Origin of the sequence: Exiguobacterium sp. s146, from assembly GCF_018618415.1 — a bacterium.
In the GTDB taxonomy this organism is placed as follows: Bacteria; Bacillota; Bacilli; order Exiguobacteriales; family Exiguobacteriaceae; genus Exiguobacterium.
The window spans coordinates 303,257-321,823 of sequence record NZ_JACSMA010000002.1 but is presented as its reverse complement, the minus strand read 5'-3'; the positions used below and the strand labels follow the sequence as shown (position 1 = coordinate 321,823).

Here is an 18,567-nt window from a genome sequence, read left to right as displayed (position 1 = left end):
AGAATAGGGAAAGCAGTCGAAAAAGGAGATATGTATGGCGTATTCTAGAATGAAGGGAAAGTCCTTGAAAGCCCGCTTTCAAGCAATCCCGAAACATCGTAAACTTGCGTTCGGACTCGTCCTCACCGTTTTGCCCCTCATCTTCTTCTTGAATTTATTCATATTCAGTCACGTGTTGGCACTCGGGGACACGTACGAGGACCGCTATCAAATGAAGAAACTTCGGCTCGAGACGGCACACGGCAATGTCGAGTTCGTTCGCAGCACGAATGAGAAAGTCCACATTGATGTGTTACAGACGAACTCGAAAGAGCGTCGCATCAAAGTCAAATCGGTCGGCGATACGATTTCGGTCGTCGAACGTTACGGCCAATTCAGTCAATTCGGTAGTCGGGCGAGTGATGAACCATCCCGTTATAAAATCCGAGTCGCCTTGCCGAGCTCGATGACATCGATTGAAGTCGAGGCCGAGCAAGTGACCGGCCAAGGATTGATTGCCAAGACGATCGTCTTGGAGGCGAACGCCATCAATGTAAAAAAACTCGAAAGTGATCGGCTTCGTGTCGAGACACGGAGTGATACGACACTCGAAACCGTCCGTGTCGTCACGGGAGATATCCGGTCGTATCGGAACGCGACCGTGAGCGACATCGTCGTCAATCAAAGCATGACGATTCAGACGGAAGCGGGAACACTCGCTTACGCGCCGCGCAATGCGACCGGCCAAGTGACCGTCACGACGTCGGGCAATGTGACGGCGTCGGAACGGTTCAACGAGATCGGGGGCGGCGTGTACCATCTGTCGAACTCGAATCGACCAAACATCGAACTCATTTCCGAGACAGGAAAGGTCGAATTGAAATGATCAATAAACGCTACATCCCAAAAGTCGGTCTTCGGACATTGAAGACCGGCATCGCCGTCGCCATCACGATCGCTTTGTCGTGGTATGTGTTCGGCATCTATTCAGGCATGGGGGCCATCGCGGCCGTCGTCGCCATGCAACCGACCGTGAAACGATCATCGAAAATCGTCTTCAGCCGCATCTTCGGAACGATGGTCGGCCTCATGTGCGGTCTCTTGATCGTCTACGCGTTCGGGGTCAACCCGATTTCAATCGGCCTCGCCGTCATCGTCGCGCTCACGCTCAACACGACGTTCGATAAGACCCACATGTCGACGTATGCGGCGTTCGCAATCGTGCTCATGCTCGAGAACCCGACGACCGACTTCTTTCATTATGCATGGACCCGTTCCTTGTTGACGGCCGTCGGTGTCTTCGTCTCGCTCGGTGTCAACTATGCGTTTATGCCGCCTCGTTACGAGGAGCGATTGCTCAGTGAGATTCGGAAGACGTCGGCGTACATGTTCCAACACTGGCGCGAGCTCGTCGGTTCGCCGGCAGAACTGCTCGAAACGCGAGCCCGCATCCTCGGCCATCAAGAGCTGCACATGATGCTCCAAGAGGATCTGAAAGTGACGAACGTGAAATTGAAGCATTTGACGATGAAGCAGTACCGGTTATTGATTCATCTCGAGGACAAGCTCGTCTTGTTGCTCGAGAGCCTCGCCGAACATCGCGAGGCGCTCTTATTGATGGATGAAGAGGAACGTCGGGCGTTCGAGTCCGAGTTTTTATACCTCCTCGCGCATCACCACGATATCCTCTACACGTGTGACAAACCATACTCGCTGTTCACGTTACCGCACGAGGATTTATCCGTTTCTGAAATCTTACACGGGCACTTGCTCGACTATCATGAACAGCTCGAAGCGTTCAAACATAATCCGAAATAAACAAGGCCCCGTCACGATGACGGGGCCTTGTTTTCATGATTGATTGCGAGCACGTCCTTACGGCGCCTTCGCTTTCCACAGGCAATCCCGGAGTCGCATCGCCCCAGGAACGGAGGGTGCCAGCGAAGGCGAGAACAAGAATCCACACAAAAAAACCACGTCATGCGACGTGGCCAGAACTCATTGCTGGAGTGATTTGACGAGCCGTTCATCCGGCGTGACGTACACCGTCTGTTGATCCGTATAGATGACGAATCCAGGCTTGGCGCCACTCGGCTTTTTCACGTAACGTGCTTTCGTGTAATCGACCGGCACACCGCTCGAGGCTCGCGCCTTCGAGAAGTACGCGGCGACGGTCGCCGCCTCGAGGAGCGTCGTCTCATCCGGTTCGCTCGAACGAATGATGACGTGCGAGCCAGGAATATCTTTCACATGGAGCCAAATCTCATCGCGGCGGGCGAACTTGAACGTCAAATGATCGTTTTGCGTATTGTTCTTCCCGACGAAGAATTCGGTCCCTGTCGACGACGTATACGCTTCAAGCGAAATTTTCTTCGTCTGTTTCTTCTTTTGATTCCGTTGTTTCATGTAGCCGCCTTCCGCCAACTCTTCGCGAATCTCGACGATATCGGCCGGTGAGGCGACATCGAGTTGGGCGACGAGTGTCTCTAGATACTGAATCTCGGCGTCGTTCAACTCGATTTGTTTCTGCACTTCGACTTTGGCGACTTTCAACTTGTTGTATTTCTTATAGTACGCTTGCGCGTTCTCGTTCGGTGTCTTGAGCTTGTTGAGCGGGATGTCGATCATGCCGCCTTCCTCGTCATAATAGTCGACGACGTGGGCAACGGTCATCCCTTTCTCGAGTTGGAACAAATACGTTGTCAACAGCTCCCCATATTTCTGGAGCTCGTCGGACCGTTCCGTCGCCTTCAAATCATCGAGCAGGCGCTTGCGCTTCAACAGGTTTTTCTCGAGTTCGGACTTGAGCAGACGCTCGACGTCATGGGCTTGTTGTTTGACGCGGTCCCGGTTCGCCTTCTCATAGAAGAAGCGGTCGAGGACGTCTTTGCTCGTCTCATAACGCTCTTCCGAAGCGATGTCACCAGACGTGAGCACGATCGGACTGAAGCGCTCTTTGCCTGAGGCGAGCTGTTGGAAGACATAAGGGCCTTCGAGGTCGCTCATCACGCTGATGAACGCCTCCTCGATGCTCGTCCGGTTCGGGAGTTTGGCCCGGTGGACGATCTCTTGGGCGATTTGTGGGCTGAGTCCAGCAAAACTGGCCACGAGCTGCTTGTCGAGCGAGCCGGCGTTCCAGTCGATGCGTTTCAAGCCGGCCTCGCGCTCCGTCAACGGGTCACACTTGTCTTGGGCCGGGGGTAGTAAGTATTCGCTGCCCGGCATGATCGTCCGATACGTGTTCTGTGACGGCGGGAGATGTTTGATGGCATCTAAAATCTTGCCGTCCTCGTTCGTCAAGACGACGTTCGAGTGACGTCCCATCAGTTCGATATAGACTTTCTTATTCTCTTCGTCGCCGAGCTCGTTTCGTGAACGAATCGACAAAACGATGACACGGTCACGACCGACTTGTTCGATCGCCGTGATGAAGCCGCCTTCGATATGTTTGCGGAGCATCATACAAAACATCGGTGGTTCTTGCGGGTTCTTGGTCGGGTTATCGGTCAGTTGGAGCCGTGCGTACATCGCGTTCGCCGAAACGAGCAGTTGGACGCTTTGGCGGTTCGAGCGGACTTGAATCATCAAATCGAGCGAAAACGGTTGGTGCACGCGATTGATGCGCCCGCCGACGAGCGCTTGTAATTCTGTTACAACACGATATGTCATTAATCCATCATATGCCACTAGTCTCATCACCTTTGTTCTTTTTCTGTCTCTACGTTATCAGATTCACGGAAAATATGGTACGATGAAGTAGGAAATCCGAACTTCTTCTTGCCGGAACAATTGATTGACTGCTATTATAATTAAATGTGATGTTAGAAGATGGAGGTCTTGCAGTGAATTTTAAAGAACGAGGATTATTAATCGTCTTGTCTGGCCCGAGCGGTGTCGGGAAAGGTACCGTTTGTCGAGTGCTCCGCGAGGAAGAGAACAACAACCTTCAATATTCGGTCTCGGCGACGACCCGCAAACCGCGCGAAGGAGAAGTGGAAGGCGTACACTACTTCTTTAAGACGAGAGAACAATTTGAACACATGATCGAGCATAAGCAACTGCTCGAGCACGCTGAATTTGTCGGCAACTATTATGGGACACCGGTCGAATGGGTTCGTGAGACACTCGAAAGCGGGAAGGACGTCATCCTCGAGATTGAAGTCCAAGGCGCTTTCCAAGTGAAAGAGCGTTTCCCGGAAGCGGTCTTTTTATTCTTGGCGCCGCCAAGCCTGCAAGAACTACGCAACCGCTTAGTCGGTCGAGGCACGGAATCGGAAGACGTGATTAAGCAACGCTTGCTCGTCGCCCGGGAAGAAATTGAATTGATGGATGCCTACGATTACGTCGTTACGAATGATGAAGTGGACAAAGCGATCGATCGTATAAAAGCGATTGTGACGGCCGAACATTGTAAACGTGAACGTGTCGCATCTCTCTATAAAAAAGCCATGATGGAGGTCATTTAATGTTATACCCTTCGATTGATGCCTTACAACGTATCATCCCGTCGAAATACACGATCGTGACGGTGGCCGCGAAGCGGGCCCGCCAAATTCAGGATGGAAAAGCACCGAAAGTCGCCGCGCCAAAATCATATAAGCCGGTCGGTCAAGCGTTAGAAGAATTGTATTCGGGTGACACGACGATCATCGCGAACGAAAAAAACAACGGATGAAGTGTGACCCAAGTCGGATGCGACTTGGGTCTCATTGTCTATAAGGGGGAGAATTGTGAATGTTGAACGATCGGAATATCTTGCTTTGTGTGAGCGGCGGAATCGCGGCGTATAAAGCGTGCGCGCTCACGTCGAAACTCGTCCAGGCCGGTGCGAACGTTCGAGTGGCGATGACCGCGTCGGCCGAAGAATTCGTCGGGAAAGCAACGTTTCAGGCGCTCAGCCGAAATCCGGTTTACACCGACGTGTTCGAAGAACATGACCCGACCAAAATCGCCCACATCGACGTCGTCGATACGAGCGACTTGATCGTCGTCGCACCTGCCACGGCGAACATGATCGCGAAACTCGCGGCCGGTATTGCCGATGACTTCATCACGACCTCGATTTTAGCGGCCAAATGCCCCGTCATCGTCTCACCGGCGATGAACGTCAATATGCTCGAAAATCCGGCGACACGTCGCAATATCGAGACGCTCAAAACGTTCGGCTATCAAATCATCGAACCGGGCGTTGGGAACCTCGCGTGCGGATGGATTGGTGGGGGACGGCTCCCGGAGCCGGAAGACCTCGTCCGCATCGTCGAGAGCCAGTTCGTCCCGAAACATCTGCTCGGGAAACGCGTGTTGATCACGGCCGGTCCGACGGTTGAACGGATCGATCCGGTCCGCTTCTTATCGAACGACTCCTCAGGCAAGATGGGCGTCGCGCTCGCCGCAGCCGCCCGTGATATGGGCGCGTACGTCACGCTCGTCCACGGCCCGCTACAAGTGCCCGTACCAGACGGTGTGACCGCCATCGCCGTCGAATCAGGGGCCGATATGCTTGAGACGGTGCTCGCCCGCTTCGATGACCAAGACCTCGTCATCAAGTCAGCCGCTGTCGCCGACTATCGTCCGAAGACGGTCCATAGCGAGAAACATAAAAAAGTGCACGGTCCGTTGACGATCGAGCTTGAAGAGACGACCGATATTTTGAAGACGCTCGGGGAGAAGAAGACGCACCAGCTCCTCGTCGGCTTCGCGGCCGAGACGGAGCACCTCGAGCAACACGCCCGCGATAAAATCGCCCGCAAACGGGTCGACTATCTCGTCGCCAACGATGTGTCGCAGCCGGATATCGGCTTCCGCGCCGATGACAACGAAGTCACGTTGTTCCGAGCGGATGGGGCCCACGTCCGCTTGCCGCGACAGAGCAAGCGCGAACTCGCTGTCGAGTTGCTCACACATTTTAAGGAAGATTTGCGATGATTGCCCACGTTCATGTCGACGCGCCCGTCATCACGATCGACCGCCCGTTCGATTATGAAGTACCGTCCCAGTTCAAGACGTTAATCGAACCGGGCATGCGCGTTTCGGTCCCGTTCGGATCACGACGCCTGCTCGGCATCGTCACCGGTGTCTCCGAAGGGACGCGCGACGGGTTAAAGCCGCTGGAGGCCCTATTAGATGAAGAATCGTCTTTGACGGACGAGTTGCTCGACTTATCGACCCACGTGAAAGAGACGACGCTCTGCTTCCGGTCATCGGCACTTCTCGCCATGTTGCCGGCAGCGTTAAAAGTGAGCTACGACAAAGAGATTAAAGGCGAGATGCTCCCGGACGGCGTTCGAGCCGGTACCCATCTTTCCGAGTATCCGAAAGAGACGCAGTCCATCATCTTGGCGCTCGCCAAAAAAGGGGACATCTTGCTCGCACCGGTGTTAAAAGAAAAACGGACGGTGAAGACGGACCTCGTCATCGAACTGATTGATGCGACGCTCATCCCGGCCCGGGCGAAGAAACAACAAGAGGCGATTCAGTTGTTGCAGGACGTCCCGCGGATGTATTGGTCGTCGTTACGTCAAATCGGCTTGTCGCGCGCGCAACTGCAAAAGATGGAGTCGCTCCGTGCCGTCAAAGTGACCGAGGTCGAACTGAACCGCGACCCGTACGCCACGATTGAACAGGTCATCGAGACGGTCGAACTGAACGACAGTCAAGCCACGGCCGTCCACGCCATCCGCGACGCCGAAGCCGGGGAGACGTTACTGTTGCACGGTGTCACCGGTAGCGGAAAGACCGAGGTCTATTTAGAGGCGATTGGACAAGTCGTCGACGACGGCAAACAGGCGATTTTGCTCGTCCCGGAAATCTCGCTCACGCCGATGATGGTCAAACGATTCAAACGCCGCTTCGGCGACCGCGTCGCCGTGCTTCATAGCGCCTTGTCGCAAGGAGAGAAGTATGACGAGTGGCGCAAAATCAAACGACGTGAAGTCGACGTCGTCGTCGGGGCACGCTCCGCGATTTTCGCACCGCTCGAAAACATCGGGCTCATTATCTTAGACGAAGAGCATGAGACGACGTACAAGCAAGAAGAGAACCCGCGTTATCATGCGCGTGACGTCGCAATTTGGCGGGCCCAGTATCACGACTGCCCGGTCGTCCTCGGAAGTGCGACCCCGTCGCTCGAATCCTACGCCCGCGCCCAAAAAGGCGTCTATCGCTATTTGCAGTTGAGCGAACGGTACGGCGGCGAGATGCCGCCGGTCCATATTATCGATATGCGACGCGAGCTCGCCAAAGGTAACACGACGATGTTCTCAGAAGATTTATTCGTCGCCATCAACGACCGCATCGCCAAAAAAGAACAGTGCGTCATCTTGCTCAACCGGCGCGGCTTCACGACGTTCGTCATGTGCCGCGATTGCGGGGAAGGACTCACTTGCCCGCACTGTGCCGTCAACTTGACGTATCATCAACACGGTGACCGGCTTAAATGTCACTATTGTGGCTACGAGATTGGGATGCCGTCCAAATGCCCGACGTGTGACAGTAAGAAAATCAAACAGTTCGGCACCGGTACGCAAAAGATTGAGACCGAGCTGTTAAATCGCATCCCCGAGGCGCGGATCATTCGGATGGACCAAGATACGACGTCCCGCAAAGGATCACACGAACAACTGTTGAAGCGTTTCGAGGACGGGGAGGCCGACATCCTGCTCGGCACCCAGATGATCGCTAAAGGGCTCGATTTCCCGAACGTCACACTCGTCGGCGTGCTCGCGGCGGATGCGACGCTCGGCATGCCCGATTTCCGGGCGACCGAGCGCACGTTCCAACTCGTCACCCAAGTCGCCGGTCGGGCCGGACGCGGCACTTTGCCGGGCGAGGCATATGTTCAGACGTACAACCCGGACCATTACGTCATCGAGACGGCGAGCGAGCACGACTATGAGTCGTTTTACGCGCGAGAGATGCAATTGCGCCAAGTCGGCAATCATCCCCCGTACTGGTACGTCACGCTCGTCACGTTCGCGGCGGAAAGTCCGCTCGTCGCCCAAGCCGAGGCCGAGCTGTTCGCCGCCGATTTCGTCGAGGCGCACGTGGCCCAGTCACGACTGAACGGGCCGATGCCGGCTCCATTGTCGAAGTTAAAAAATATGTTCCGCTATCAACTGTTCATCAAGACGAAACATCCGGAAGCGTTATATCCGGTCCTCGCCACGCTGCAACAGGCACGGGCGAAGGCAATCAGCAAAAAAGAATATCAATTGAGTATCGACGTAAACCCATACGTATTCATGTGAGGTGGAACCAGATGTATAAAGTTGTAGAGATTCCAAATGAGATTTTACGGGTCACGTGTGATCCGGTGACAAAGTTTGATAAAAAATTGCGTCAGACGGTCGATCGACTGTTCGACACGATGTATGAATATGATGGGGTCGGCGTGGCCGCCCCACAGGTCAATTTGAACCAACGGCTCGCCGTCGTCCATACGGATGATGAGACGGGACCGCTCGTGTTGATCAATCCGGAGATCATCGAGACGTCGGGGACCGAGGTCGGTCTCGAAGGCTGTTTGAGCATCCCGGGGGAATTCGGGTTCGTCGAACGGCATGAGACGATCGTCGTCAAGACGCAGGATTTGAAGGGCCGCACCCAACAAGTGAAGGCGAGCGGATTTTTCGCCCGGGCGATTCAACATGAGATCGACCATTTGGACGGGGTCTTGTTCACAGACAAGCTCGCCGTGCCGGACAAAGGGACGGATCAACGCATCGTCTTCATGGGCACACCGACGTTTGCCGTATCCGTACTTGAGCGCTTGCTCGAAGAAGGATACAATGTCGTAGGTGTCGTCTCGCAACCGGACAAACCGGTCGGACGAAAACGCGAACTGAAACCGACGCCGGTGAAAGAGTGTGCCCTGCGCCATAATATCCCGGTCTTGCAGCCTGAGAAGGTGCGGACCGATTATGCGGACATCTTGGCACTCGAGCCCGATTTGATTGTGACGGCGGCGTATGGACAAATCGTCCCGACCGCACTGCTAGAAGCACCGAAACATGGCGCCATCAACGTGCACGCCTCACTCTTGCCGAAACATCGCGGCGGCGCGCCGATTCATCAGGCCATTCTCGACGGGGACAAGGAGACGGGCGTCACGATCATGTATATGGTCGATAAGCTCGACGCCGGCGACATGATCGCCAACACGGTCGTCCCGATTGAAGAAGCGGACACGGTCGGCACGTTGTTCGACAAGCTCGCGGTCGCAGGATCGGACTTGTTGCTCAAGACGCTTCCGGCCTTCCTTGCTGGTTGGATTGAAGCCGTGCCACAAGACGAGCGTGACGTCACGTTCGCACCGAACATCAGCCGGGAGCGGGAACAGATTGACTGGACCCGTTCCGGTGCAGACATTTATAACCACATCAGAGGGATGAATCCGTTCCCGACGGCGTATACGACGATTGCCGGGGAACGGGTCAAACTGTTCTTCGGGTCGAAAACGACAGGGACGGGTGAACCGGGAACGATTCTCCGGCTTGAAGAGGATGGATTTGTCGTCGCGACAGGCGACGGGGTCGCCATAAAAGTGGTCGACTTGCAACCATCTGGTAAAAAGCGAATGGACGGGGCCACCTTCATGCGTGGGGCCGGCCAAAAGTTACAAGTCGGCGATCGACTAGGAGGATAATATGAACGTACGAGTTGCAGCACTGGATACACTAATCAAAATCGAACAAGGCGGTGCCTATTCGACGATTGCGGTCAACGATTTATTGAAACAGAAGAAATTGGCGACGAAAGACGTCGGCCTCTACACCGAGCTCGTCTACGGGACACTCGGTCGGAAACGGACGCTCGATTATATTTTAGAGAAGCGGGTCCAAAACCCTAAAAAATTGGACAAATTCGTCTTACCGCTCTTACGGATGAGTGTCTATCAACTGTTTTATCTCGACAAGATCCCGGATCGCGCCGTCTTGCATGAGGCGGTCGAGATTGCGAAAAAACGGGGCCACTCGGGCACTGGTAAGTTTGTCAACGGTGTGTTGCGCAACGTCATCCGGGACGGATTCCCGGATTTGAGCACGTTGCCGGACGCCGAACGGATTGCCATCGAACATAGCCATCCGGATTGGCTCGTCGCCGAATGGGTCGAGACGTATGGTGTCGAAGCGACCGAGGCGATGTGTAAGTTGAACAATGAGCCGGCGCCGGTCACGGTCCGGGTGAACCGCCAGCGCGTCACCGTCGAAGAGATGATGGAGCGGCTCGCTGAAGTCGATGTCGTGGCGACACGTTCGGAGCTGTCAGCGGACGGTCTCATCATCGAATCTGGAAACGTGCATGCGACGGCGTTCATCGATATGGGCTTGTTGTCGATTCAAGACGAGAGCTCGATGATTGTCGCCGATGCGCTTCAAGCCGGGAAGATGGAACGCGTGCTCGACGCGTGTGCCGCCCCAGGTGGGAAAGCGATGCATACGGCGGAACGGATGGACGGCGGGACGCTCGTCGCGCTCGACTTACACCCGCATAAAGCGAAGCTGATTGAACGTCAAGCGAAGCGTCTGCATATCGATGGAGTGACTGCACTTGCCCTCGATGCCCGTCAGGCCGGGGACAAATTTGAACCGGAGAGCTTCGACCGGATCTTACTCGACGTCCCATGTTCGGGACTCGGTGTCATCCGTCGTAAGCCTGATATCAAATGGACGAAAAACAAGTCCGCCCTCGCTGGACTGCCGAAAGTCCAACGTGAAATCATTGACGCCGTCTTGCCACTGCTTAAACGAGGTGGTACGCTAGTGTACTCGACATGTACCATCGATCCGGCTGAGAATGAACAGCAGGCCGATTACATTTTGTCGAACGGATTGACGTGGGATGAGACACTCCAAGACCGTCTTCCACAAGTATTGCGCCCGATGGTGTCATCGGACCGCGCTGAACTCAAATTACTCCCGACGTCGTTCGGGACGGACGGTTTCTATATCGCCGCATTCAAGAAAGAGGTATAAACATGAATCCAAAAGCAGTTGAAAAAAATCCATTAATCGGTGCCAAGCCGTCACTCTATTCCCTCACGTACTCAGAGCTTGAACAGTGGCTCATCGAGGCAGGAGAAAAATCGTTCCGCGCGAAACAGTTATATGACTGGATGTACGTCAAGCGTGTCACTTCGTTCGACGATATGACGAACGTCTCAAAACCGCTCCGCGAGAAATTAGACGCGGCGTTCCAGTTGACGACGTTGAAAGAACTCGTCCGTCAAGAATCAAAGGACGGCACAATCAAGTTCTTGTTCGAGCTTCAAGACGGTTATTCAATCGAGACGGTGCTCATGCGCCACGAGTACGGAAACTCGGTCTGTGTCACGACGCAAGTCGGCTGCCGCATCGGGTGCACGTTCTGTGCCTCGACGCTCGGCGGTTTGAAACGTAACCTAGAGGCCGGTGAAATCACGGCCCAAGTCCTCGACGTCCAACGCGCGCTCGACGCGAGCGAAGAGCGGGTCGACTCGGTCGTCGTCATGGGAATCGGCGAACCGTTCGATAACTACGACGAATTGATGCGCTTCTTGCGCACGGTCAACCACGATGACGGCTTGAACATCGGTTCACGTCACATCACCGTGTCGACGAGTGGAATCGTACCGAAGATTTACAAGTTTGCCGATGAAGGGATGCGCATCAACTTCGCCATCTCGCTCCACGCGCCGACGACGGAGATTCGGACACGCCTCATGCCGATCAACCGGGCTTACAACTTGGACAAGTTGATGGAAGCCGTCAACTACTATACAGAGAAGAGCGGTCGCCGCATCACGTTCGAATACGGTTTATTCGGCGGGGTCAACGACACGGAAGAACACGCGCATCAACTCGCTGACTTGTTGAAAGGCGTCAAATGCCACGTCAACTTGATTCCAGTCAACCACGTGCTCGAGCGCGACTACGTCCGCACACCACGTAAACAAATTTTTGCCTTTGAAAAAGTGCTCAAAGATCGAAAAGTGAACGTGACGATTCGTCGCGAACAAGGTTCGGATATCGATGCGGCTTGTGGGCAGCTTCGAGCGAAGGAGCGCGAACAAGAAACGAGGTAATCAGGAAGATGGAATTAGCATACCGAACCGACCGGGGCCAAGTGAGGGCACAGAACGAGGATGCCGTCTTGATTTTAGGGGACGAGCATGCCGGGATTGCCCTCGTGGCCGACGGGATGGGAGGACATGAAGCCGGGGAGGTCGCGAGTCAGCTCGTCATCGAGCAGTTTCGCCGCGCCTTCCCGACGCTTCCGGCCTCGCCGATGGAGATGGAGAATTGGTTCCGCCAAAATGTGGAACTGGCCAACGAACAAGTACTCGACTTCTCGAAACAAGCCAACCTGCTCATAATGGGGACGACGATTGCCGGTGTCTGTTGGCATGACGAGACGATTGTCATCGTCCACGTCGGGGATAGTCGTGTGTATGCGTTGCGTGATGATAAACTGCAGCAACTGACGGAAGATCATTCGTACGTGAACGTGTTGAAACAACTCGGTGAATTGACCGAGGAAGAGATGCGCGTCCATCCGAAACGTAACATTATCACCCGTTCAATCGGCTCGAATGAGCATGTCGAACCTGATCTGCAAGTGTTTGCCGAACCCGAGTTTGACACGATTTTAATCTGTACGGACGGTTTGACGACACATTTGACCGATGAGGAAATCAAGCAAGTCTTGAAACGTCCCGTCTCGGCGGACGTCAAGGCGGATCAATTGATCGATCAAGCCAACCGTTTGGGTGGGAGCGACAACATCACCGTTGCCCTCGTCCAGTTCACAGATAGAAAGAGAGGATGAATCCGATGCGAAGTGGAGAACGAATCAACGATCGTTATCGGATCGAACAGCAAATCGGCAGCGGCGGCATGGCAAATGTCTACCGGGCTCACGATGAGATTTTAAACCGAACCGTCGCCATCAAGGTGTTGCGATCTGAATTCTCGCATAATGAACAATTTATACGCCGGTTCGAACGGGAAGCCCATGCGGCGGCAAGTCTGAACCATCCGAATATCGTCGCCATCTACGACGTCGGAGACGAACGCGACATCTATTACATCGTCATGGAACATGTCGATGGGATGACGCTTAAACAATATTTGCAAGAGGAGTACATATCTGTCGACGAGGCGCTCCGCATCATGGGACAGATTTGTGATGCCATCGACCACGCCCACGCCAATCGGATCATTCACCGGGACATCAAGCCCCAAAATATGATGATCGACCAGAGTGGGAACGTCAAAGTGACGGACTTCGGGATTGCGGTGGCCATGTCGAACGCGACGCTGACCCATACGATGTCAGTGCTCGGCTCGGTCCACTACTTTTCTCCGGAACAGGCGCGCGGGAAGTTCGCCGATGAGAAGTCAGATATTTACTCACTCGGTGCCGTCCTGTATGAACTCGTGACCGGACGCGTTCCGTTCATCGGGGAGACACCGGTGGCCGTCGCGCTTCAACATTTACAGGACGACCCGATTCGACCAATGGATTTGAACCCGAAGATTCCGCAAGCACTCGAGAACTGTATCATGCAGGCGCTGGCGAAATCACCGGGCGCCCGTCACACGTCGGTCGCCGCCTTTAAAAAGGATTGCATGACGGCCCTCGACCCTGAACGTGCGAACGAACCGAAACGTCTCAGCACGGAACAGGACGCATTCGACCAGACGCTCGTCATGTCGCCGGTCGTCCCGGACGAAACGAACGTCAAAGAGACGCCGGAACAACCGGTCGCACCGAGCGAACCGGAGACCGCGACACCGAAACCGAAGAAGAAGAAGAAGAAAAAGTGGTGGCTTTGGCTCCTGCTCCTCTTCTTGTTGATTGGTGGCGGCATCGGGGCTTACGTCATCGCCGATGAGATGTCCCGTGCCGTCGTGCCGGACGTCGTCGGGATGACGACCGACGAAGCGACGACCGAACTCGAAGCTGCCGGCTTTGTCGTCGAAACGACAGAACGGGCGAGCGACAACATCGCCGCCGGCGACGTCATCTCGCAGACGCCGCAAGCCGGTCGGAAACCGAAACGTGGAACGACCGTGACGCTCGTCGTGTCGGCCGGGAAAGAGACGGTTGCGATGCCGGACGTCGAAGGATTATCCCAGTCGGCGGCCGAGCGGACGCTCAAAGACCTCGACTTTGCGGATATCGAGATTCAATCCGAGGCGTCGGAGACGGTCGATAGTGGCGATGTCATCTCGCAATCGATTGCTCCGGACAACGAGGTCGTCCCGTCTGAAGAGACGGTGACGCTCGTCGTCTCGACCGGTAGCAATAAAGTCGAACTCGCCAATTTGGCCGGATATACGTTCGAGGAAGCGACGACGTATGCCGAACAGAATAGCTTGAAAATCGTCAAACGAGACGAGTATTCAACGAGTGTGCCCGCCAATCAAATCATTCGTCAATTACCGACGGCCGGAACGGCCGTCGACCCGGGGACGGAATTGACCGTCATCGTGTCGCAAGGGGTCGAACCGACCGACGTCTCGATTGAACGGGAAGTCAACGTTGAAATCGACCCGCCTGCTGAAGGCGAAGAGCCCGTGGCACTCGAGGTCGTCATTCGGACGGTCGACGCCCGTGGCGAAGTCGAAGTGTTGCGTGATAAGATAACGGAGACGACGACTTACTCGTATACACTCGTCATCGCACCGGACGAAGTTGGAACCGCGACGATTGAAGTCGACGGCGAAGTCGTTCGGACCGATACGGTGACTTACGCACAAGCAAAAGATGCACAATGAAGAGGTGGCGCGCGCGTCGCCTCTTTTTCTAAGGAGGTCATAGGATGAAAGGTACGATCATTCGATTACAAGGCGGGTTTTATGACGTCATGACGGAAGAGAAACAAGAGATCCGTTGTCGTGCCCGCGGCAATTTCCGCAACCGGAACATCTCACCGGTCGTCGGCGACGATGTCGACATTCAAGACCAAGGGGACGGCACTGGTTATATTTTGGCCGTCGACGAGCGCTCGAACCATCTCGTCCGCCCGCCAATCGCCAATATCGATCAAGCGTTCTTGCTGTTCTCGGTCAAGGAACCGGCGTTCTCGTTCCATCTGCTCGACCGTTTCCTCGTCTTAATCGAGTCGAAGCAAGTCCACCCGATTATCGTCTTGACGAAGATGGACTTGTTGACGGAGTCGGAGCTGGAAACGATTCAAGCGGCAGCGGCCTTATACCGCTCAATCGGCTACGAGGTCATCGAGACGTCGACGGAGAACGGCACGGGCATCGAACAGATTCGCGGGTCGTTCAAAGAGAAGACGAGCGTGTTCGCTGGACAGACCGGTGTCGGCAAGAGTTCGCTCTTGAATGCGGTCGCACCGGAACTCGAACTCGCGACCGGGAAAATCTCGAAATCGCTCGGCCGCGGCAAGCATACGACGCGTCACGTCACGCTCATCACGCTCGCTGACGGGCTCGTCGCCGACACGCCTGGTTTCTCGAGCCTCGAGTTCCCGGAAGAACTCGAAGTCGAGGAGATGCGCTGGTGCTTCCCTGAGTTCGTCGAGCGGCATGACGACTGCAAATTTCGGGGTTGTGCCCACTTGAACGAACCGGGCTGTGCCGTCAAAGCGGCCGTCGAAGCGGGAGAAATCGCTTCCACCCGTTACGAGAATTATGTTACGTTTATGGCAGAGTTAAACGATAGACAACGGAGGTACTGACATGATTAAAATTGCACCATCGATTTTAGCGGCGGACTTCGCCAACCTAGAGGCAGAAGTGAAGGCGGTCCAAGAGGCCGGCGCGGATTACATTCATTTTGACGTCATGGACGGTCAATTCGTCCCGAACATCTCAATCGGTCTCCCGGTTCTCGCGAGCTTGCGGAAGAAGTCAGATATGGTGTTAGACGTCCATTTGATGATTGACCAACCGGAGCGATTCGTCGAAGACTTCATCAAGGCGGGCGCGGATATCGTCACGGTCCACGTCGAAGCGACGAACCATTTGCATCGTGTGCTTCAACAGATTAAAGCAGCCGGTGCCAAGTGTGGCGTCGTTCTCAATCCGCACACGCCTTTGTCATCGATTGAACACGTGCTCGGTGACGTCGATATGGTGCTCCTCATGACGGTGAACCCAGGCTTTGGGGGCCAGAAGTTCATCGAATCGGTCGTGCCGAAAATCGCGGCACTGAACGAGATGCGCCAAGCGCGCCGCCTCGACTTTGAAATCGAGATTGACGGCGGCGTCAACGCGGAGACGGCGAAATTATGTATCGATGCCGGCGCTGACGTGCTCGTTGCTGGATCGGCCATCTATAACGAGCCGAGCTATAAAGACGCAATCGATAGCATTCGCAACGCATCTCGTGTATAATTGTCCGTAGAACAACAAATATTGTCGCAAGGGGTGTCACATTCTGTGGCTGAGAGGCATACGCTAACCCTTTGAACCTGTTCCGTTCACACGGACGTAGGGATGTGGCGAAAATGCACGTTGCTACTCGATAGCAGCATGGCGTTTACGTCATGCTGCTTTTTGTCGTTCGCTCATATATTAAGGAGGGAAATAGATGAAACAACGTTTAAAACTACAGGCGCTCATTGAAATCTCATTGTTCGCCGCACTCGGGTTGATTTTTGATTTGCTCATCCCGTTCCGGATGCCGCAAGGCGGGTCAATCAGCTTGGCCATGTTGCCGATTTTCGTCATGGCGTATCGCCACGGCTTGAAAGGGGGACTCGCGACGGGCGCGCTCGTCGGAACGCTGCAATTGCTGTTCGGGGCCTACATTTTCACACCGGTTCAGTTCCTGCTCGACTATACGTTCGCGTACGGTGTCGTCGGTATAGCCGGCCTGTTCGCCGGGCAAGTGAAACGAGCCGCTAAACAGGAAGCCAAAAAAACGCTCATCGTCTATTTGGTGCTCGGCGCGCTCCTCGGTTCACTGCTCCGTTACGGCGCCCACGTCTTGTCGGGAATCGTTTTCTTCGCCGAGTATGCGGAAGGCCCGGTCGTGGCCTACTCATTCGCCTATAACATGACGTATATGCTCCCGTCGTTCCTCGTGTCGGCGGTCGTCCTTGTCCTCTTGTTCGTGTCGGCGCCACGTTTCGCGACGCTCGCGACCCGGGACGTCCGCTAATGCGGGTGCTGATCGTGGCGGCCAGCCCGGAACCAATCTCGAAACTCCCGCATGACGTCGATTATATCATCGGTGTCGATGGGGGGTACGAGACGTTATTAGCCCACGGGCTCACGCCACATCTCGTCGTCGGCGACTTCGACTCCTTCACGGGTGAAGTGCCGAGCGATGCCGTCCGCTATCCGTCCGAGAAAGATGTGACCGACCTCGAGATTGCTCTCGAGGCGGCTCGCGGGCACGGTGCGACCGAGATGCTCGTCTACGGCGCGCTCGGCGGTCGGCTCGACATGACGCTCGGCAATATCGGCCTGCTCGAGGCGTATCCGGAGATGCGTCTCATCACGGCAGGGCAGACGGTACGACTCGTCGGGACGGGACGCTATGAACTCCCGCGTCACGACGGTCATTATTTGTCCCTCATCCCATGGAAGCGGGCGAATGTGACCATCCGCGGCGTCAAATATCCACTCGACCGTCACGATGTCGTCAGCCATGAGGCGCTCACCATCTCGAACGAATGGGACGGTGAAGCGGCGGACTTGATTGTGCACGAAGGCACGGTCCTCGTCCTGACGATTCAAAAATGAGCACAAAAAAAATCCCATCGGCGAATGCCGCTGGGATTTATTTCGTTCGTGTATAAAAATTATACGCGTTCAACGAGACCTGATTTAAGAGCGCGAGCTGAAACCCAAACTCGTTTAGGTTTACCGTCAACGAGAATACGAACTTTTTGTACGTTTACACCCCAAGTACGTTTTGTCTTGTTGAGTGCGTGCGAACGGTTGTTACCTGATTTAGGTGATTTACCTGTTACGTAGCATTTACGTGCCATGCGTTTCCCCTCCTTTTTTATGTGGGTTCGTCCTAATAGACACTCGTTTATATTAGCACGGGTTTTTTCACGATGCAACTAGAAAATCATAGGATGACAAGAAAAAAACTTGACATTACTGGAAAGGATTTTAATAATGAATGAGGGTTACGGCTACAATTGACCGAGTTTATGGAGCAGGTTCTTTTAATAACTAGGTACTTATTGTAGAATGTAGTGAAGGAATCATTCCGAATAAAGGAGGCTACTCCATATGGCAATTGAAATGAAGACAACATATGGCAATATTGACATCACGAACGACGTGGTCGCAACACTCGCAGGCGGTGCGGCGATGGAATGTTTCGGCGTTGTGGGAATGGCGTCTCAAGCTCAATTGAAAGACGGGATCGCAGAACTATTGAAACGTGAAAACTACGCCCGAGGCGTGGTCGTACGTCAAGATGGAGAAGACGTACATATCGACATGCACATCATCGTGAGCTACGGTACGAAAGTATCAGAAGTCGCGTATAACGTGCAAAGCCGTGTAAAATACACGCTCGGTGAAACTTTAGGATTAAACGTTTCGTCGGTAAACATATTCGTACAAGGCGTTCGTCTGACGAATGACTGACGAGAACGAAGGAGGATTTGGT

The 18,567-nt window shown here is 54.5% G+C and carries 18 protein-coding genes, 1 pseudogene and 1 riboswitch; of the genes and pseudogenes, 17 read left to right on the top strand and 2 right to left on the bottom strand.

All coding sequences use genetic code 11. The features are described 5' to 3' along the window. The first annotated feature begins 34 nt into the window (after nucleotides 1-34). Nucleotides 35-865: a DUF4097 family beta strand repeat-containing protein gene (locus KNP83_RS08265; RefSeq protein ID WP_214762064.1), complete on the top strand. Its 831-nt coding sequence runs from the start codon at nucleotides 35-37 to the stop codon at nucleotides 863-865. Further along, nucleotides 862-1,797 (top strand): FUSC family protein, encoded by a 936-nt coding sequence (locus tag KNP83_RS08260; protein ID WP_214762063.1) that lies wholly within the window; start codon nucleotides 862-864, stop codon nucleotides 1,795-1,797. Before KNP83_RS08265 ends, KNP83_RS08260 begins: the two co-directional genes overlap by 4 nt. A 180-nt stretch (nucleotides 1,798-1,977) precedes the next feature. Here KNP83_RS08260 and KNP83_RS08255 read toward each other — a convergent pair whose 3' ends face one another. Beyond that, nucleotides 1,978-3,666: an Rqc2 family fibronectin-binding protein gene (locus tag KNP83_RS08255; RefSeq protein ID WP_214762395.1), complete on the bottom strand. Its 1,689-nt coding sequence runs from the start codon at nucleotides 3,664-3,666 to the stop codon at nucleotides 1,978-1,980. Between the two features lie 131 nt (nucleotides 3,667-3,797). On the opposite strand from KNP83_RS08255, the gene gmk reads away from it, so the two are divergent. The 14 genes and pseudogenes from gmk (at nucleotide 3,798) to KNP83_RS08190 (ending at nucleotide 17,681) form a co-directional block, all read left to right on the top strand. Further along, nucleotides 3,798-4,445, top strand: coding sequence for a guanylate kinase (gmk, locus tag KNP83_RS08250; RefSeq protein ID WP_214762062.1), 648 nt, complete (start codon nucleotides 3,798-3,800; stop codon nucleotides 4,443-4,445). Then, complete coding sequence (gene rpoZ, locus KNP83_RS08245; RefSeq protein WP_114165503.1) at nucleotides 4,445-4,654, top strand: DNA-directed RNA polymerase subunit omega; 210 nt, start codon at nucleotides 4,445-4,447, stop codon at nucleotides 4,652-4,654. The genes gmk and rpoZ overlap by 1 nt, the downstream gene beginning before the upstream one ends. A 59-nt stretch (nucleotides 4,655-4,713) precedes the next feature. After that, nucleotides 4,714-5,904 carry a bifunctional phosphopantothenoylcysteine decarboxylase/phosphopantothenate--cysteine ligase CoaBC gene (gene coaBC / locus KNP83_RS08240; RefSeq protein ID WP_214762061.1) on the top strand — a complete coding sequence of 397 codons (1,191 nt, stop codon included), beginning with the start codon at nucleotides 4,714-4,716 and terminating at the stop codon, nucleotides 5,902-5,904. Beyond that, nucleotides 5,901-8,225: a primosomal protein N' gene (gene priA, locus KNP83_RS08235; RefSeq protein WP_214762060.1), complete on the top strand. Its 2,325-nt coding sequence runs from the start codon at nucleotides 5,901-5,903 to the stop codon at nucleotides 8,223-8,225. The genes coaBC and priA overlap by 4 nt, the downstream gene beginning before the upstream one ends. Nucleotides 8,226-8,236: 11 nt before the next feature. Further along, a pseudogene (def, locus tag KNP83_RS15230) lies at nucleotides 8,237-8,662 on the top strand (peptide deformylase); the annotation flags it as partial. A gap of 45 nt (nucleotides 8,663-8,707) precedes the next feature. Further along, nucleotides 8,708-9,622, top strand: a complete 915-nt coding sequence (gene fmt, locus KNP83_RS08230; protein WP_353048546.1) for a methionyl-tRNA formyltransferase — start codon at nucleotides 8,708-8,710, stop codon at nucleotides 9,620-9,622. A 1-nt stretch (nucleotide 9,623) separates the two neighbouring features. Beyond that, nucleotides 9,624-10,952, top strand: a complete 1,329-nt coding sequence (gene rsmB / locus KNP83_RS08225) for a 16S rRNA (cytosine(967)-C(5))-methyltransferase RsmB (RefSeq protein WP_214762058.1) — start codon at nucleotides 9,624-9,626, stop codon at nucleotides 10,950-10,952. A gap of 2 nt (nucleotides 10,953-10,954) precedes the next feature. Further along, the gene (rlmN, locus tag KNP83_RS08220) at nucleotides 10,955-12,040 is read left to right on the top strand and encodes a dual-specificity RNA methyltransferase RlmN (RefSeq protein ID WP_214762057.1); all 1,086 of its coding nucleotides are present in this window, start codon (nucleotides 10,955-10,957) and stop codon (nucleotides 12,038-12,040) included. Between the two features lie 8 nt (nucleotides 12,041-12,048). Beyond that, nucleotides 12,049-12,783: a Stp1/IreP family PP2C-type Ser/Thr phosphatase gene (locus tag KNP83_RS08215; RefSeq protein WP_214762056.1), complete on the top strand. Its 735-nt coding sequence runs from the start codon at nucleotides 12,049-12,051 to the stop codon at nucleotides 12,781-12,783. A gap of 5 nt (nucleotides 12,784-12,788) precedes the next feature. Continuing rightward, nucleotides 12,789-14,738, top strand: coding sequence for a Stk1 family PASTA domain-containing Ser/Thr kinase (gene pknB / locus KNP83_RS08210; RefSeq protein WP_214762055.1), 1,950 nt, complete (start codon nucleotides 12,789-12,791; stop codon nucleotides 14,736-14,738). A 44-nt stretch (nucleotides 14,739-14,782) separates the two neighbouring features. Next, complete coding sequence (gene rsgA / locus KNP83_RS08205; protein WP_214762054.1) at nucleotides 14,783-15,667, top strand: ribosome small subunit-dependent GTPase A; 885 nt, start codon at nucleotides 14,783-14,785, stop codon at nucleotides 15,665-15,667. Nucleotide 15,668: 1 nt separating this feature from the next. Continuing rightward, complete coding sequence (gene rpe, locus KNP83_RS08200; RefSeq protein ID WP_214762053.1) at nucleotides 15,669-16,325, top strand: ribulose-phosphate 3-epimerase; 657 nt, start codon at nucleotides 15,669-15,671, stop codon at nucleotides 16,323-16,325. Between the two features lie 19 nt (nucleotides 16,326-16,344). Beyond that, nucleotides 16,345-16,445, top strand: a riboswitch (TPP riboswitch). Between the two features lie 76 nt (nucleotides 16,446-16,521). Beyond that, a complete protein-coding gene (gene thiT / locus KNP83_RS08195) occupies nucleotides 16,522-17,094 on the top strand; it encodes an energy-coupled thiamine transporter ThiT (RefSeq protein WP_214762052.1) in 573 nt (190 codons plus the stop codon). Beyond that, complete coding sequence (locus KNP83_RS08190) at nucleotides 17,094-17,681, top strand: thiamine diphosphokinase (protein WP_214762051.1); 588 nt, start codon at nucleotides 17,094-17,096, stop codon at nucleotides 17,679-17,681. Before thiT ends, KNP83_RS08190 begins: the two co-directional genes overlap by 1 nt. 59 nt (nucleotides 17,682-17,740) lie before the next feature. Here KNP83_RS08190 and rpmB read toward each other — a convergent pair whose 3' ends face one another. Beyond that, the gene (gene rpmB, locus KNP83_RS08185) at nucleotides 17,741-17,929 is read right to left on the bottom strand and encodes a 50S ribosomal protein L28 (protein ID WP_015881349.1); all 189 of its coding nucleotides are present in this window, start codon (nucleotides 17,927-17,929) and stop codon (nucleotides 17,741-17,743) included. A 253-nt stretch (nucleotides 17,930-18,182) separates the two neighbouring features. Between rpmB and KNP83_RS08180 the strand changes: the two genes are divergently transcribed. After that, nucleotides 18,183-18,545, top strand: coding sequence for an Asp23/Gls24 family envelope stress response protein (locus tag KNP83_RS08180; RefSeq protein WP_016509701.1), 363 nt, complete (start codon nucleotides 18,183-18,185; stop codon nucleotides 18,543-18,545). Nucleotides 18,546-18,567: the final 22 nt, after the last annotated feature.

What these genes read in the sequence shown, in the direction of transcription:
- KNP83_RS08265 (WP_214762064.1), top strand. Translation starts at nt 35, where the DNA reads ATGGCGTATTCTAGAATGAAGGGAAAGTCCTTGAAAGCCCGCTTTCAA.
- KNP83_RS08260 (WP_214762063.1), top strand. Translation starts at nt 862, where the DNA reads ATGATCAATAAACGCTACATCCCAAAAGTCGGTCTTCGGACATTGAAG.
- gmk (WP_214762062.1), top strand. Translation starts at nt 3,798, where the DNA reads ATGTTAGAAGATGGAGGTCTTGCAGTGAATTTTAAAGAACGAGGATTA.
- rpoZ (WP_114165503.1), top strand. Translation starts at nt 4,445, where the DNA reads ATGTTATACCCTTCGATTGATGCCTTACAACGTATCATCCCGTCGAAA.
- coaBC (WP_214762061.1), top strand. Translation starts at nt 4,714, where the DNA reads ATGTTGAACGATCGGAATATCTTGCTTTGTGTGAGCGGCGGAATCGCG.
- priA (WP_214762060.1), top strand. Translation starts at nt 5,901, where the DNA reads ATGATTGCCCACGTTCATGTCGACGCGCCCGTCATCACGATCGACCGC.
- fmt (WP_353048546.1), top strand. Translation starts at nt 8,708, where the DNA reads ATGGGCACACCGACGTTTGCCGTATCCGTACTTGAGCGCTTGCTCGAA.
- rsmB (WP_214762058.1), top strand. Translation starts at nt 9,624, where the DNA reads ATGAACGTACGAGTTGCAGCACTGGATACACTAATCAAAATCGAACAA.
- rlmN (WP_214762057.1), top strand. Translation starts at nt 10,955, where the DNA reads ATGAATCCAAAAGCAGTTGAAAAAAATCCATTAATCGGTGCCAAGCCG.
- KNP83_RS08215 (WP_214762056.1), top strand. Translation starts at nt 12,049, where the DNA reads ATGGAATTAGCATACCGAACCGACCGGGGCCAAGTGAGGGCACAGAAC.
- pknB (WP_214762055.1), top strand. Translation starts at nt 12,789, where the DNA reads ATGCGAAGTGGAGAACGAATCAACGATCGTTATCGGATCGAACAGCAA.
- rsgA (WP_214762054.1), top strand. Translation starts at nt 14,783, where the DNA reads ATGAAAGGTACGATCATTCGATTACAAGGCGGGTTTTATGACGTCATG.
- rpe (WP_214762053.1), top strand. Translation starts at nt 15,669, where the DNA reads ATGATTAAAATTGCACCATCGATTTTAGCGGCGGACTTCGCCAACCTA.
- thiT (WP_214762052.1), top strand. Translation starts at nt 16,522, where the DNA reads ATGAAACAACGTTTAAAACTACAGGCGCTCATTGAAATCTCATTGTTC.
- KNP83_RS08190 (WP_214762051.1), top strand. Translation starts at nt 17,094, where the DNA reads ATGCGGGTGCTGATCGTGGCGGCCAGCCCGGAACCAATCTCGAAACTC.
- rpmB (WP_015881349.1), bottom strand. Translation starts at nt 17,929, where the DNA reads ATGGCACGTAAATGCTACGTAACAGGTAAATCACCTAAATCAGGTAAC.
- KNP83_RS08180 (WP_016509701.1), top strand. Translation starts at nt 18,183, where the DNA reads ATGGCAATTGAAATGAAGACAACATATGGCAATATTGACATCACGAAC.